The following is a 15,027-nucleotide window of genomic DNA, read 5'->3' as shown; positions in this document are numbered from 1 at the left end:
GGACTCCGGCTGCGGTGTCTTCAGCTTTTGCGCTGAAGCAGATAGAGCGTCCGCTCCGAACCCGGAATGGGCTGTTTGTCCACAACTTCGAAATGCGCGCCAAAGGCAGACTCAAACCCGTCCACCGTGTAATCATCGAAGATATCCTCCCGATTCAGCAGGAGCTCCTTCACCTTGGAGTCGCTCTTGGGGACAAACTCGACCACGGCGTTGGGTGCGAGATCGGCATAGGCGGAAGCGACACTGGCCAAAGGAACATTGTTGCCGATGGCAATGTGGTGAATCAGCGCCAGAGAGAGGATCAGATCGGGTTTCCCGTGGCGGCTGAAAAAGGAGTCTCGCTCAGCGTTGGCCCAACCCAGACCCGGAGACGGGTTGCTCAAATCGATGATGGCCGGATAGAGATGGGTCTCCTTTTGCCGGCGGATGTCGCGGTAGTTCAACTCAACCGCCGTCGGATCGATGTCCCAGGCTACGGTATTGATTCCCTTCCTGCTGGCCAACCGGCTGAAGTGGCCGTTATTGGCTCCGAGATCCCAGACCGAGCGGGGCTTGACCCTCTCGATCGCCGCCGTGACCAGGTCCTCCTTGGCGCGGAAGGAAGCGTCGGTGTAATTGGTGATGGCGTAATAGTCGCCCCATTCCGTATTCGCGGGCAACCACTGCAGTTTTCGGACGTTGGCTTCCAGGTTCCCGATAATCCCGAGAAGACCATTCCTGGAGATGCGGCGGTCTTTGACGTCCTGATTCTTGTTGGTGTATTTGCCCTGGGATTTCGCGTGAAGGTGGAGATGGAAGAGAAGGCCGGGGCGGAATTTGCTGCGTCGGGGCAGGAGCCGGGAGGCGAGGTCGAGCGGGATCCCGTCGATAAATATCCGGGTCAGTTTGGAGAGGCGGACATCCTTCAGCGCCATCAGGGCGAGTGGGGCGAGGAAATGCTGGCAGAACTGGCGATAGGCAATCCAGGGACTGCCTTCCTTGTAGGTCTCAAATGAGAGTGTATCGATGAGAACCGGGCGACCGTCGACGAATTGGATATTGTAGGCGCTGGCGTCCTTCAGGGTGAATCCGTTTTCGATGGCGAGTTTCTGGATCTCGAGGGTGGCCAGGGCGGCATCCTTGAATTGGCCGAAGCTCCATTCGTAGGGGTAGGAAACGAAGGCGAGCTGATCGGGACGGATCGTGATCTCGTCGCCGCCGGCCGATGGGTTCTCGACCTCCTGGTGGGGTATGAGAAGGCCCCGGTCCCAGAGCTTCCTGAAGAATCCCGAACCGGTCAGCGCTCGGAATTCGGGCAGATAGGACGAATGGATCCGGCGGAAGAGGACGCCGTCACGCTTGAAAATGAAACCCGAACGATCCCTGAAGGAGCTTGCAAGTGGCTGAATTCCGGAGGGTTGCGTTGTCACTTGGGTCGAAGACATCTGCTTCCGGACCTGACGGGGAACTGGCGAGCCGGGCCGGCTCAGGAAGGATCCTGGGGAGGTTCCGACTTGGTCGACTCGACCGAGGTCTCAACCTCATCCTTGCGGAAAAAGCCGGTGATCTTGTGCCAGAATATCTTGATTGCGACCAGGGCTCCGAAAAAGCCGGCCACGATCGACTGGAGGATGATGCTTCCGGTGCCCGGATCGAGATAGGCGAGGACGATGTTCATTGGCGCGGTTGTTACGGGGTGGTTACGGTGTCACCTGACCGTAGTACTCCGGATAGGGCTGTCCAGAACAAAACAAGCAGTGGGTTTGCCTGGGAATTCGACTAACGACTCTGGAAATCCCGTGAGGCAAGCGGTCCCCCGTTTATTTGGCTTGAGGTTCAACTGATCGGAACCATCCATGGGGAACAGGGCTCCGCCTTTTCTCATGTTTGCCAAAGAACGATTGAAAACCTCCGTCGCTTCAGCGGCACTGATATCCCTGACTGCGTGCTTGTTTATCCCTGCGCAGATTCAACTCACGAACACCCGTGAATTCCCGTTCACGTTTCTGGACATCCTGGGACCTCTGGCATTGCTTGCATTGGCATCCCTGCTGCTTCTCTCGATCCTTCTGCTGGTGGTGCCCTCGCTTTTGGGAGAGATCTTGGGGTCGCTTGTATTCGCGGTTGGTTTCCTTCTCTACCTTCAGGGCAATTGGATACTCTGGGATTATGGTACGTTTGACGGTCGCGACATCGCTTGGTCGTCCTACCGTTACCGGGGCATCATCGATGGGCTGATCTGGATTTCCCTGCTGCTGATCTGTCTCAAGTTTGGTCGTCGATTCCGCCGTATTCTCAACTGGATTGCCGTCATTGCGCTCGGCGTTCAGGCTGTCAACTTGGTTTCGCTGCTTTTCGCGACTCCCGGGGCCCTGTCCCGCTCGGAACGAGAAGGATCACCGGAGGATCTTTTCACTTTTTCCAAAAAGCAGAATGTCCTGATCATTCTGCTGGATACGCTCGAGTCCGACGTCGTTCAGCAGGTGTTTGACGAATTTCCTTCGGACCAGCAGGTATTTGATGGGTTTGTCTTTTACAGGAATTCGCTGTCCGGGTACCCGACCACTAAAGCAAATGTGCCGTTGATCCTCTCCGGGGAATACTACCGGAATAGGATCAATGCCTATACCTTTGCCGAGAATCTTTCGAAATCTGAAGACAATCTGCCGAGGTTCCTCAAAGACCGGGGCTTTCGAACACACCTGATCGGGACACGGAATCTGTTCATTGCCGACAATGCGAATTCCGACATTCAGATCGACTACCTTCGAAATGCATCCGGTGTCGATCTATCCCGGGAGCTTCTTTCCCTGGCCGATCTCACAGCGTTTCGTGTCGTCCCCCATTTCCTGAAAAAGCGGGTCTACAACAACCAGCGATGGTTCTTCATCAATCTGGGGGCGGATCACGAACTGGACGACATGCCGGCGGTGGAGAATCTTTACGATCTGAAATTCACTCGTGCATTGGAGAGGCAGGCATCGGTTGATGACGGTAAGCCCGTTTTCAAATACATCCACTTCTGGGGTGCGCACCCGCCGATCCGGCTGAACGAGAAACTCGATTATGTGGAGTTGCCGCATAGCAGGGAAAATCTTGTCACGTACACGCGGGCAGGAATGGAAATGCTCCATCGGATCTTCCGGAAAATGAAGGAGATCGGAGTCTATGATAATACTCTGATTGTCGTAACCGGAGACCACGGGGCCGGATTTCACCAATATGCAGCCAATCCTCTGGCGGGTGGAGTTGCCAAGGACCTCATCGAGGATACCACGGTCGAACGACTGGTAAAGTCATCCGCACTCGCTGCGGTTTTGGTGAAGAAGATTGATTCGCGTGGTCCCTTGCGAATTGATGACCGGCCCGTGACTATTGGCGATTATTCGGCCTCAATCGCCGGAAGTCTCGGGCTGGACAATCGTTTTCCTGGAGTAGATTTCCTGAATGATGATGTCGACCCGGCAAGGGAACGCTTTTTTTATTTCTATCAGGGCTATAACACGAATTCCGACAATTTCTTTGAAGGATTCACCCAGTATCGCGTTAGCGGTCACAGTTGGCTGGATCAATCATGGGAACGATTTGACGGAATCGTCACAGATGGAGACCTGCCCACAGCATCCTATCGATTGGGTGAACGGATCGATTTTGTTCTCGGTGGTAACTATGCGCAGTATGCACCATTTGGATTTTCGATCCCGGGTCCGGATTTTGCCTGGTCCGATCGCAATGTCGCGGGATTTACCGTCCGATTCTCCGAACCTCCCGGTGAGCTGGTGTTTCGGGTTAATCTGAAGATGGTCTGGGGAACGAACCAAAAGATCGAGGTTTGGGTCAATGGGACACTTCAGGTCGCAGATTGGCTCTATGAAAAGGGTTCGGAGTCGGATGAGATCAAGGAGGTTCGAATTCCAACTGGATCAAGCAAGGATGGTTTGATGGCCATCGAATTCAGACTTCCCTATGCAAACCTTTCGCCTAAGGAAGCCGGGTTGTCTTCCGACGGCCGACGTTTGGGGATCGGCCTGGGCTGGGTCGAGTTTGCGGATCCGAAAGGCCAGGAAGAACAGACGGACAAATAATCAAGTCGGGACGGATTACCACGGCCTACGGAGGTTTCCGATTCAGCGTCCGTGACGGTCCAAGGCAGACTTACCGTCCGGCGACGGAATGGGACCTGGAAGGAAACCCACATGAACATGCTGAGGTGTGTTGAACCGTCCCTTGAGCGTAGTCCGGACTAACATCCCTCTTTTTGACGGGACAGCAGGTCGATCGCATTGGCTTTCCGGTCAGCGGTGACCTCTGGAAGGAGCTTTTAGAAGTCGCCGGTGACGCATCTCACGTCCCGGAATTTCGGAGCCGGAGTTTTCTCTAGAGTCGGGTCAATGTCGATTGAGACAACGCATTCTGAATATCCGGCGATTGTCTGGAGGCTTCCGCCGCGAGATATCCCGATCTCGATGGCTGCCTTCGGCTTCAGCCTCTGGAGGACAGTCTCCAATGCGCGGCGTTCGGCAGGAACCGTGTTCCAATCAGAGTGAAATTCGCTCTCAGGGAAGAGGAATTGATAGACATTTCTTGGTGCTGTCGTGACTCCGTCATCCGGGCGGGGTCTTGGATCGGGCGACAATTCAGATTGATTCGATCCTTAGTGAGAAGATTGCTGCAGCCAGGTCACCGGATGGTTCAGGACTCTGGATTGACCTGAACCGCAACGTCAGCGCAGATTGGCTTTCCATCGGGGGAAGGTCTATTCTCAGGTCCGGTTGTTCAAGGCTTGGATTGCTGAGGTTCGCGCGGAGGGAATCGTGCCAGAGGAGACCTTTGGGGCCGTCGATTTCGAGATCCAATCCATCGACGGGCGTCTGCAGGACCATCCGCAGACGGGAATTCACGGCAATTGGCCGTATGAATCGAAAGGTCGCCTCGGGGAATCGGGCCCAGACGAGTGGCCACGGCAGGTTCATCTCGGGATAGGGGCCCTCGGGAACGCGGAATCCGTTGCCGAGGGAAATCTCGGCGTGGGAATAGATGCCGTGTGCATCCGTCAGGTAGTAGCGGCGCTGCCGGGGGAGTGATGTCAGCCAGGCATCGGTGTAGTGCTGAACCCGGCGTTTCTCCTTCCGGCGACCGAATGACCAGCCGGGGTCGAACGGGGCGGCGCCGGGGACTTCAGCCTTGAGCAACTGGCCGAGCGGACGCAGGGCGTCAATGTCGTCCAGCATCCCGCCGGAATCTCCGGACATCGCACAGGTCGACTCCGCCTTTCTCACGGTCATCCGGGCCGGCTTTGCACGGGCAACTGCGGCTGCATAGAGCCCGAGGTAGTTCCTGGCCTGGGTTTCGAGCGGGTAGTGGGTTTCGATCGATCGGCGGGCGGCGGTGCGGATTGACCGGCGGGATTCTGGTGAGCGGGCACATCGCATGATGGACTCACTCAAGGCTTCCGGATCACCAACCCTGGCCAGGTATCCGTTCTCCGAATCGGTGATCATGTCGGGAAGGGCGCCGACGGCAAAGCCGGCCACGGGCGTCCCGCAGGCCATCGCCTCCATCACCGTGTTGGGTTGATTGTCTTCGAGGGAGGGGAGCAGAAAGAGGTCGGCTGCGCTGTAGGCCAGACGGAGTTTCTCGTCGTCGCGGATATAGCCCAGTTCGTGCTTCGTGACGGGAATCTCGGCCAGGTCGTCCGGAGTGTTGCCGAAGTAGGCCAGATGGAGGGGAACCGAGTCGCCCAGTTTTCTGGATACACGATCCAGCGCCGCGTGAAGATGATGCCATCCCTTGCGCTTCTCCGCCAGATGATCGGCGCCGAAAAGCAGAATGAATCCGTCGGACGGCAGGCCCAGGGCCGCCCTGGCCTCGCCCTGATCGGCAGGGCGGAAGATATCCGTCTCGATCCCGTAGGGGACATGGTGAACGGGTTGGTCGCGGAGCAGGGTGCTGCGGCGGGCGCAATCGACGATCCAGCGGCTGGGGCCGACCACGTGGAGTGTGCGATTCCTGAGTTGACGTCGTCGTTCCCGGTGGATGGCGGCGGGCAGCCGGGAAAGCTCGCCGGCCAGTTGAGGACAATCCCGGCAGTCGCGGGTGTAGCCTTCACAACCTGCCGAATAGTGGCAGCCGCCGGTGAATGCCCATTGGTCATGGATCGTCCAGAAGACGGGCTTCCCCAGGTCCATCAACCGGCCGAGAGTGACCGGTGAGAGCAGGTAGGAAGGCCAATGCAGGTTGATCACGTCGGCCTCCTGAACCTTGGGGTGTGCGACCAGATCGAATCCGGGAAACGGAACAGTAAAGATCGAGGTGCAGGCCTCCGTTCGGTGGACATCCGCTCCTTTGTGCTGGAGGAAGTAGCCGAAGAGCTGCTCGTTCAGGCGGGAAGTTTCCGGGATTTCCGCCTCGAAGCGATCGGTGACCTCGTCGGTGGCATCGCCTTCCCGCACCAACAACCGGCTCTGGGTTCCGCAGGCGACCAGCCCGCGGTGCAGCCGGAGCATCGAGCGGGTGGCTCCGCCGCTGCTGCTGTGGTAATTGATGTGGAGGACTCTCAAGGTGAAGGATCTCTCGGGATGCACTCAATGCGACTGAAAATCACGGCGAGCGGTCGGTCATCCGTAGCCCAGCACCTCGAGCGAATCGCCAGTCGATGCTTCCCGGGCGGGAAGGGCAAGCTCACTTCTGCCTGAAAGGGTTCGATCGGTTGTTCGCCGAAATTCTGGGGCACCTCGATCGAATCGATGGTCCTGTCGGCGACCAGGAATTCGAGCACCTGATTGCCATGGTAGTTCTTGATCTCGAGGGTCAGGCGGTGGGGGCCGTGGTCCGGGGTTTCGATTTCGAGAAGGCACTCCGGACCATAGGCCCAGAAGAATCGCGGGAGGTGAAACTGCGGGGTTGGGCCCTCAACCGGTCCGAATCCCGCCAGCGGGCGTACTCCGGGACCGCAAACAGGGTGCTTTTCCTCCATTGAGTTCACGATCCCGACGCGCCGCCGATGCCGTTTGGGGGTAAGGGCGATGGCGCCGTGCTGCCACTCGTTGTGATGATGACGGAATCCCTCGGTTCGGACCCGCTGCAGTTCACGGAGAGTATAGGCTCGAGCCAATGGTGTGAAGACGGATTCGTTCTGATCTTCGGCATCGAGGAAGCTGCCATAGACGCGGGCTTCATCGAGCGAAGGGCATCGGGCAAAGAGTTCCAGCTTCAACAGCGTGTCGCGGATCAGCGGCTCCGGGTCGAACGAAAACGGGGTCTTTTCGCAGAGGGTCCGGGTCAGATCGAGCATGGCCTGCTGTTGGATCCCCACGCCCCATTCGAGACCACGTTCGTTGTCCTCGGTTCGGAAGGTCGGTTCGACTCCTTTGGAGCTGAGCCGATAGCCGGACACTCCACCATGGGTGGCGGCGAGGAAGAGCTCCAGAAGCGGGACGATGGAGTCGAGTGCATCGACCACAGTGGGATCAAAGGCATCTGAGAAACAAGGGACGAGAATGTCCTCCGGTTTGTATTTTTTGGTCCCGCGAAGACCGAAATAGAAACCGGTCAGCGGGGTCTTCCGGCCGGTTGAACTGAGAAGCCTGCTCAGACACCACTGGAGGGTTCCCCGCCACCCGATATCGACCACCGCAAAGCGGGGGTCGTCCGCCAGCAGTCCGCTCTGCTCCAGATAGACGACGGCTGATTCGCGGGAAACCTGCGCCTGTTCGGTGATCCGCTTGGCAATCTCCGGCCTCAGCAGAAAGGACCGGAACTCCTGGCGACGTTCAAGGCTGAGTTGTCGGTCCCAGTCGGTCGGTCCGAATCCGGCGGCATCCAGCAGGTCGGTCAATTCCTCCGGCCGGATCTCGACGCGTTTCAGGACGATCCTCGGAGTGAGGATGGCTGTCGGCGCCATGATCCAGTCGAGCTCATCGTCGAGGGGCTCCCTCAGGGACGGAAGCAGGAGGGCCTGGCGCGATACATAAAGGTAGTGCAGGGCGACGGGCAGTTTCAGTCGATCGTTGATCAGGCGGGCGATCCGGACGAGGATTTCGCCGTCACGGGAAAAGAAATACAGGCGGTTGATTCCGCGTCGATGGGCTTCCCGAAGACACCAGGCGGCATAGGACACCGCAAGGGGACCGGAAACACCCAGGGTGGTTTCGCGAATGATGCGGGTCCTCCGGTCGGCGGCCGGACTCTCAAGGCGAAGACGCCGCTGGGTGCCGCGGAGCAGAGACAGGGAAAGGCGGTCGTCAGGGTCATCTATACCGGGACCCGGGACTTCGTAACGCACAGGTTCGGTCGGCCGAAAAAGAGAGGCTTTCCACCCCGCGGCTCTGGCCTGATGGACATCGCTTTCTTCGTTGTCGCCGATGTGGAAGATGCGGGACGGCTCGAGATGCTCCGAGTGGGCCACGTGGGCGAAGAGTTCCCCCGTGGATTTCATCCGGCCGCTTTCAACGGAAAGATGGAGGCGATCGCCGTCGGTCAGAATTCCAAGATCAACCAGGATGGGCTCGAGAAACGACTTCGGAAAGTAGGTGTCGGAAACGAACAGAATCCGCTTTCCCCTTCGCCGCGCGCGATGAAGCTGGGCCAGACCCGCCGGTACCGCAAAAAGAGTTTCCCGTTCGGCTTCCAGTTCCATGGCCATGGCCTGCCTCTTCCAGGACTCGGGTTGTCCCCGTTTCCCCGCGAGTGCATCGTGAATCTGCTCAAGAGAGACCTCGCGCTGGAAGCCTCCCCTCTGTCTCAGCTCGAACTCGACCGCCTCGCGCTCCCCCGCGAAATCCCGGCAGGGCAGGGCGGCCGCCCTGAGGCGTCGTTCCACTTCAAGGAAGAGATCGACCGGTCGGACGAGGGTTCGACCGAGAAGGGTGTCGAAAAGGTCAAAGGAACAGGCGGCAATGCGCCAGGGCAGCGAGGGTCCCTCCATTGAAGTCAGATGATGGGAAGCAGGGTGAGGTCCCAACAGTCGGTTCCGAAGTTGAAGGAGGCGGTCCGCCCGACGAGCCAATCCCAGTCGAGGCCGAAACCTTCAATCCAGGGCTTTCCCTGCTCCGGATTGAAGAACAAGCGGCTGTCATCGGGATGCAGGGTGAGCCATTTGTGAAGGGATTGCCAGCCGGGTGGTGGACGTTGAAGCGGCGGGAGCTCCGAGGCATAGGTTTCAGGATTGGCGGTCACCTGGTCGCCGTGGAAACGGTAGCCGCCAAGGAAGGAATTGACCTTCACCAGATCGGCGTGTTCGGCGAACACCTGCCAGAGACGAAAGTCTGCGGCATAGCGCATTGACTCGTCGAGACCGCCTCCGGCGTTCTTCCAGAGAACCGACCGCCAGAAGCAGCAATCCTGGGCGATCCAGTTGAAGCCGGCATCGAGATTCTCGAACCGGTAGAGACCCCGGCGGATGAATTCCCGCGAATAGGCTCGGGGAAAGGTGTCGTGGCCGGTGCGGCTCCCCCGGCGGTTGAATGAATTGGGAATCCCGGTCAGCCAATAGACCGATTCGTGCCGGTGGAGTACCTCCGTGACGGTCTGAAAAGCGCCGGGATGGTAAAGGTCATCGGTATTGATCCAGGCCATGGCCTCCCCGTCGGTTCGAGCAAAACCCCGGTTGAGGCCTTCATACATTCCGGAGTCCGGTTCGTGGAAGACGCGGAAGTCGATACCGCGACATGACGGTTGGAAACTGCCTGAATCGATGGAATCGGCCCATCGATCCAGGATTTCGCGAACCCTCGGCGAACTCCCGGCGTTCTGGACGATGTATTGGATCTCAAAGTCCCCGGCCTGGTTCAAGACACTGCTCAGGGTCGACTCAAGGTACTCAAATCGGTCGTGGCAGGGCGTGACGATCGAGATTTTCATTTCGTTGTTTCGTTCTTCTCAGGATCACTGCGAAAGCGGTCGAGGATTCCAAGGATGGCCCGGCAGGCGGCGATTTGATCGTAGCGATTGAAGCGGGCAGTCATAGCTTCAAGCTGACCGGATACCATCGCGAGTCGCCTGGCGAGTTCATCCCTTGAACTCTTCTCCTCACGGACATGCTGTTCTTTTGTTCGAAGCGAGATCTCGAGGTGCTGGATCCTTGTCTGACATTGCTTGAGTTCCTCCTGAAGCCGGAGGCGCCAGGCCTTTTCCTCCTCCGCCCAGGCGGTGCGGTCATCCCTCTGCTTTTCGGCATCACCGAGGACCTTTTCGAGATTCCCGCGGACGGCTTGTTCTTCTTGCGCCCAGGCAACGGCAGCGTCGCGCTGGCGCTCGGCATCTTCACGAAGTCGGGTGGCCTCGACCCGAAGCGCCCGCTCTTTCTCCGCCCAGGCAACGGCAGCATCGCGATGGCGTTCGGCATCTTCACGAAGTCGGGTGGCCTCGACCCGAAGCGCCCGTTCTTCTTGCGCCCAGGCAACGGCAGCGTCGCGCTGGCGCTCGGCGTCTTCACGAAGTCGGTCGGCCTCGACCCGAAGTGCTCGTTCTTCCTCCGCCCAGGCCGTTGCCTTGGTCCGCTGTTCTTCGGCATCGGTCAACGCCTTTCCAAGGGTCTTGCGCTGCAGTTCTTCTTCTCTTGCCCAGGCAAAGGCATCGTCCCGCTGTTTCTCCGTTTCCTTGCGAAGAGCTTCGGCCGTCTTCCGCAAGCGCTCCTCTTCCCGGGCCCACTTGAGCTGGCTGTCTCGTTGCGCCTCCGTTTCCCTGAGCAGCGCCTCGGCGGCCTCGCGCCGTGACTTCTCATCGCCAGCCCATTGAAGGTGGGCATCCCGCTGCTTCTCCGTTTCGCTCAAAAGGGAAAGGGTCTTTTCCCGTATCCGCTGTTCCTCCAGAGCCCACTTGAGGTGGCTGTCGCGCTGCGCCTCGGTTTCCCTCAGCAGATTCTCGGCGGCCTCCCGCCTTGTTTTCTCTTCAGCGGCCCATCGAAGATGCGCGTCGAGCTGACTCTCTGTTTCGGCAAGCAGAGATTCAGCCGCTTCCCGCAGTCGCTGCTCTTCGCGGGCCCACTTCATATGACTGTCGCGTTGCACCTCGGTTTCCCGCAGCAAGGCTTCGGCAGCCTTACGGCGCAGTTGCTCCGCCTCGGCCCAACTGCGGGCTGCTTCGCGCTGTTCCTCGGTTTCCCTGACCAGTCGCGCGGCTTCGGCTCGCAGTCGTTGCTCCTCCCGAATGGCCGCCGCGAGGTCGTCGCGTTGCCTTTCGGCGTCCGCGAGGAGCCTCGAAGCTTCTTCCCGCAGGCGCTTTTCTTCCTCAGCCCACCCGCGGATCTCGTCACGCTGCTTCTCGGCGGACTTGAGCAGGGTCTGCGCTTCGCTCCGGAGGCGGGCTTCTTCCTCGGCCCAGCCACGGTGGCTCGTGAGCCGCGCATCGATCTCCTCATTGAGGGCCTGAAGCTTTTCCCGTCCGCGTGCCTCGGCCCGGGCCCATCCTTCAAGGTCTTTTGTCCGCTGTCGCAATTGGCAGAGCCATTCACGCTGCCGGTTGTTCTCATCTCTGAGACGGGCGGCTGCCTGGCCGGTTTCCTTGAGGGCGGAACGAACCTCTTCTGCGGGGACCGGCGCCGGAGTATCCAAAAAATGGATTCCTGGAGACCTCCGGCCGGCCCGTTGCGCGGCCAGTCCTTGGGCGATCGCTTCCGGGCGGAGGTCAGTGATGCATTTCCATCGGTCGAACACACAATGCCACTCACAGCCGCTGCAGGGCATGCTGGTATGGACGACGGTCATGTCGCCGAGCGGAGGGAAAAAGCGCCGCCAGTGCCCGAGGCCCCAGAGGGCGACGCTCGGTGTCTTCAGCAGAGCGGCCAACTGGGCGTAGAAAGTCTCGTGAGTCAGGAAGAGTGAGGTCCGGCCGAGCAGGCTGGCCAGACGGGGAAGCCCATCCGCATCGAATCGGAATCGGGTTGGAGAAATGCCTTCCTTCCTCAGGTATCGCGACAGTTCCGAAACGATCGCTCGGTCAAGTGGGCCTTCGACCAGCAGGCATTTCGGGTCGAATTCATCGGTCGACTTGAGGAATTGGGCGATGCCGCGAGCCAGGGCTGCTGAGTTGGTCCGCCGCCTCGGATCGCCGACCCCCGGGGCCACCACGAGCGACCGGCTGAGGTCTTTTCGGGAATGCCTCAGGTTCACCTCGGGCGGCGCGATGGTCGGACGGATAGGACCCTTCACCCCGGAGGCGGCTTCGGCCAATCGCCCAAGGCGTCCGGCTTCATCAAGCTCGTCCGCAAAAGGGATCTCATCGCTGAGCGCGACCGGTTGCCCGGGAATTAGCGCGTAAACGTCGTCCGCAAGTTCCTGCGAACCGTTGGATGCGCCGAATCCGATCCGTCGGGACGCCCGGCTGGAACCGACCAGAAACTGATCGAGCCAGTTGCGGGTGGTTGAACCGACCACTGCGGTTTCGGGGCGCAGTCGTCGGGTGAAGCGACTCCACCATCGCAGGACGGGCGGCAGGTCTTCCTGATGGGCCTTGTAGGGGTTGATCGGAACCGCCACGAAGAGGACCCGCCCCCAGAGTTCGCCCGGATTGACGAGGGCCTTGAGGGCGCGCTTTGCCTGATCGGCGGGCGGGCGTTCGGGATCGACCACCGCCACCGCGGCACCCCTGAGAAGCGAGGCCAGCGATTCGTTTCCGGTCCGGACCATCCAGACAATACGGATATCCGGGTCCGCTTCCAGCAGGTGGCGGACGAGTCCCGTGGCGAGGATCTGGTCGCCAAGGGCATCGGTTTTGGACAAGAGCAGAATCCGCGGGACCGATCCCGGCTCTGGCCTGGCTGATTCAGCTCGCCGCATGGGAGGCTTCCGGAGCGTCCTCAGCAGCCGTTGATGAGGGCTCGGGTTTGGATTCGGAAAGGCTCTCAAACGTCAGTTTGAGGGGCAACTGGGCCATGCCGTAGAAGGGCCACATCTGGTTGGCATCAAAGTGAACCGAAACGGGACCGAGACCTTGAACGACATCCTGAAACGCCCCGTGATTGGGTCCTTCCTCGGTGGGCTCGCTGCAGTCGACCGTCAGGGTGTAGTCCGCGGGATTGACGGTCAGGTCGAGCTGGAAGCAGATGAGGATTTCCCGACCGGCGTCGATCGGGGGAAGATGGATGCCCAGCTGCCGGTTTCCGGCGGCAAAGACCAGGTTGTTCATGCGATCGACCAGCTGGACGCCGGCGCCGACGTAGTCGATCCGTTGGTTTGCCTTGAGGAGGGCGCAAATCCGGACGGTTTCGCCCAGGCCGAAGCTCTTGCAGGGCTGGTTCTGTTCATTGAGAATGGCGATGGCGGTATATTCCATCCGCCGTTCCCCATGCCGGCTGGTCTGGGTTCCGATAAGGTTGTTCTCCAAGGTGGGTGTGCGCAATTCGTCGGAGAGCCCCGTGTCACTGGCTGCGCGGCGATGGCCCTGAAAGCTGATCCGCCGGTCGGAACCGAGGGAGAAATAGCGGCTCCAGCAGGTTTCCGGGGTACCTTCATGCGTGACTGCACCGTTGCGCAGCAGAATGGCCCTTGAACAAAGATTCCTGACCGCGCCGATGTCGTGTGCGACAAAGAGCAGGGTGGTTCCTCTATCGAGAATCTGGTGGATTCGCTTGAAGCACTTCTGCTGAAAAAACACGTCGCCCACACTGAGGGCTTCGTCGACAATCAGGATGTCCGGGTCGATGCTGATGGAAACGGCGAACGCGAGACGAACCATCATGCCGCTCGAATACGTGCTGACCGGTTGTTCGATGAAGTCGCCGATGTCGGCGAAAGCCGCGATCTGGTCGAAGCGGTTTTCGGTCTCCTCCCGGCTCATGCCGAGGACCGCGGCATTGAGAAAGACGTTTTCGCGACCGGTGAAGTCGGGGTTGAAGCCCGAACCCAGCTCGAGAAGCGCGGCGATCCGGCCCGTCACGTCGACATCGCCGCTCGTCGGTTGTAGCGTTCCCGCAAGCATTTGAAGCAGGGTGCTCTTGCCGGATCCGTTGCGTCCGATGATGCCGAGGGCTTCGCCGCGCTTGAGCTCGAAACTGACATCCTTGACCGCGACAAAATCGCGGTAGTGGTGGCGGGCTCGCCGGCGAAGCCATTCGGCAGGCCCGGACTTCCGGGGCAGGAGTCCGGCGGCCGCTTCAAGGGACGGAGCGACCAGTCGGGAAGACGGGCGTTCCCAGATCCGATAGACCTTCGAAAGGTTTCGCGCCACGATGGCGGTGTCCGTTGTCAGGTTTCGTTCAGAGGACATCGGCAAAGGCGGGCTTGAGGCGTTTGAAAACCGCAAAGCCCAATGAGCAAACGGAAAACGCTCCGATATAGAGCCACCCAAGGGTCGACCAGGAGATGGGTTGCGACCAGAGGACGGCTTCGCGGGACATCTCGACCGTGTGCAGGAGCGGATTGAATCGTAGGAAAGACCAGGCGAGCGGAGCCTCGGTCTGGACCCGAATGGCCGGGTAAAAGATTGCGCTGGCAAACATTAGGGCGCTGGCGAGGGCGCCGACGATCTGTCCCAGGTCGCGGAAAAACACGCCGAAGCTCGCGAGAAGCCAGGCCAGACCGAGGCAGGTGATGAGGATCGGCAAGAGGACGAGAGGAAGCTGGAGGGTGTAGATATTCAACGGGTGTCCGCCGATGACGACGCCGGTGGCGACCATCCCGAGGGTGACCAGCATGTGAAAGGCGCCCGCCCCGACGGCCGCGGCGGGCAGCACCTCCAGGGGAAAGACCACCTTTTTGACGAAATTGGGTTGGGTCGTAATGATGTTGGGCGCCACCATCATCACTTCCGCCACGAGTTGAAAGAGGGCCAGTCCGAGGAAGATACCGAGACCGTAGTCCCATCTCGACTCACTTTCGACCACCCCGAAACTGCCGCCGAAAACGAATCCGAAGACGAAAACGTAGACGGCAAGCGTCAGGAGCGGGTTCAGAACCGCCCAGACGATGCCCAGCATGCTCCCCTTGTGACGGATCTCGACGTTGCGCACGATGAACTGCCAGAGCAGGTCCCGGTGGCGCCAGAGGGCGAGAAGCGGGGCGACGGGATTGAGCAGTGAGAGGAGGGGCGGCTGTCGACGCGGATCCATGG

The 15,027-nt window shown here is 59.8% G+C and carries 9 protein-coding genes; 1 reads left to right on the top strand and 8 read right to left on the bottom strand.

Translation table 11 applies throughout. The features are described 5' to 3' along the window. Nucleotides 1-20 precede the first annotated feature (20 nt). Both R3F07_07545 and R3F07_07540 read right to left on the bottom strand, forming a co-directional pair. Complete coding sequence (locus R3F07_07545) at nucleotides 21-1,424, bottom strand: hypothetical protein (GenBank protein ID MEZ5276215.1); 1,404 nt, start codon at nucleotides 1,422-1,424, stop codon at nucleotides 21-23. Between the two features lie 41 nt (nucleotides 1,425-1,465). Next, entirely contained in the window at nucleotides 1,466-1,657 is a 192-nt protein-coding gene (locus R3F07_07540) for a hypothetical protein (GenBank protein ID MEZ5276214.1), read from the bottom strand. A 205-nt stretch (nucleotides 1,658-1,862) separates the two neighbouring features. On the opposite strand from R3F07_07540, the gene R3F07_07535 reads away from it, so the two are divergent. Next, nucleotides 1,863-4,064 (top strand): sulfatase-like hydrolase/transferase, encoded by a 2,202-nt coding sequence (locus R3F07_07535; GenBank protein MEZ5276213.1) that lies wholly within the window; start codon nucleotides 1,863-1,865, stop codon nucleotides 4,062-4,064. Between the two features lie 552 nt (nucleotides 4,065-4,616). Here R3F07_07535 and R3F07_07530 read toward each other — a convergent pair. From R3F07_07530 to R3F07_07505, 6 genes are read right to left on the bottom strand one after another with little or no spacing between them, the layout of a single operon-like run. Beyond that, complete coding sequence (locus R3F07_07530; GenBank protein MEZ5276212.1) at nucleotides 4,617-6,563, bottom strand: glycosyltransferase family 4 protein; 1,947 nt, start codon at nucleotides 6,561-6,563, stop codon at nucleotides 4,617-4,619. Further along, nucleotides 6,536-8,905, bottom strand: coding sequence for a hypothetical protein (locus R3F07_07525; protein ID MEZ5276211.1), 2,370 nt, complete (start codon nucleotides 8,903-8,905; stop codon nucleotides 6,536-6,538). The genes R3F07_07530 and R3F07_07525 overlap by 28 nt, the downstream gene beginning before the upstream one ends. Before the next feature lie 5 nt (nucleotides 8,906-8,910). Next, nucleotides 8,911-9,840 (bottom strand): glycosyltransferase, encoded by a 930-nt coding sequence (locus tag R3F07_07520; protein MEZ5276210.1) that lies wholly within the window; start codon nucleotides 9,838-9,840, stop codon nucleotides 8,911-8,913. After that, complete coding sequence (locus R3F07_07515) at nucleotides 9,837-12,698, bottom strand: hypothetical protein (GenBank protein MEZ5276209.1); 2,862 nt, start codon at nucleotides 12,696-12,698, stop codon at nucleotides 9,837-9,839. The genes R3F07_07520 and R3F07_07515 overlap by 4 nt, the downstream gene beginning before the upstream one ends. A 43-nt stretch (nucleotides 12,699-12,741) precedes the next feature. Then, the gene (locus R3F07_07510) at nucleotides 12,742-14,184 is read right to left on the bottom strand and encodes an ABC transporter ATP-binding protein (protein ID MEZ5276208.1); all 1,443 of its coding nucleotides are present in this window, start codon (nucleotides 14,182-14,184) and stop codon (nucleotides 12,742-12,744) included. After that, entirely contained in the window at nucleotides 14,174-15,025 is an 852-nt protein-coding gene (locus R3F07_07505; GenBank protein ID MEZ5276207.1) for an ABC transporter permease, read from the bottom strand. The genes R3F07_07510 and R3F07_07505 overlap by 11 nt, the downstream gene beginning before the upstream one ends. Nucleotides 15,026-15,027 lie beyond the last annotated feature (2 nt).

It is taken from the genome of Opitutaceae bacterium, assembly GCA_041395105.1.
Lineage (GTDB): Bacteria > Verrucomicrobiota > Verrucomicrobiia > Opitutales > Opitutaceae > B12-G4.
Note: the sequence above shows the minus strand (reverse complement) of the source record. Positions and strands in the feature narration are given on the sequence as shown.

Bases quoted from the DNA above. Each gene is read 5' to 3' on its own strand.
- R3F07_07545 (MEZ5276215.1), bottom strand. From the start codon at position 1,424: ATGTCTTCGACCCAAGTGACAACGCAACCCTCCGGAATTCAGCCACTT.
- R3F07_07540 (MEZ5276214.1), bottom strand. From the start codon at position 1,657: ATGAACATCGTCCTCGCCTATCTCGATCCGGGCACCGGAAGCATCATC.
- R3F07_07535 (MEZ5276213.1), top strand. From the start codon at position 1,863: ATGTTTGCCAAAGAACGATTGAAAACCTCCGTCGCTTCAGCGGCACTG.
- R3F07_07525 (MEZ5276211.1), bottom strand. From the start codon at position 8,905: ATGGAGGGACCCTCGCTGCCCTGGCGCATTGCCGCCTGTTCCTTTGAC.
- R3F07_07520 (MEZ5276210.1), bottom strand. From the start codon at position 9,840: ATGAAAATCTCGATCGTCACGCCCTGCCACGACCGATTTGAGTACCTT.
- R3F07_07510 (MEZ5276208.1), bottom strand. From the start codon at position 14,184: ATGTCCTCTGAACGAAACCTGACAACGGACACCGCCATCGTGGCGCGA.
- R3F07_07505 (MEZ5276207.1), bottom strand. From the start codon at position 15,025: ATGGATCCGCGTCGACAGCCGCCCCTCCTCTCACTGCTCAATCCCGTC.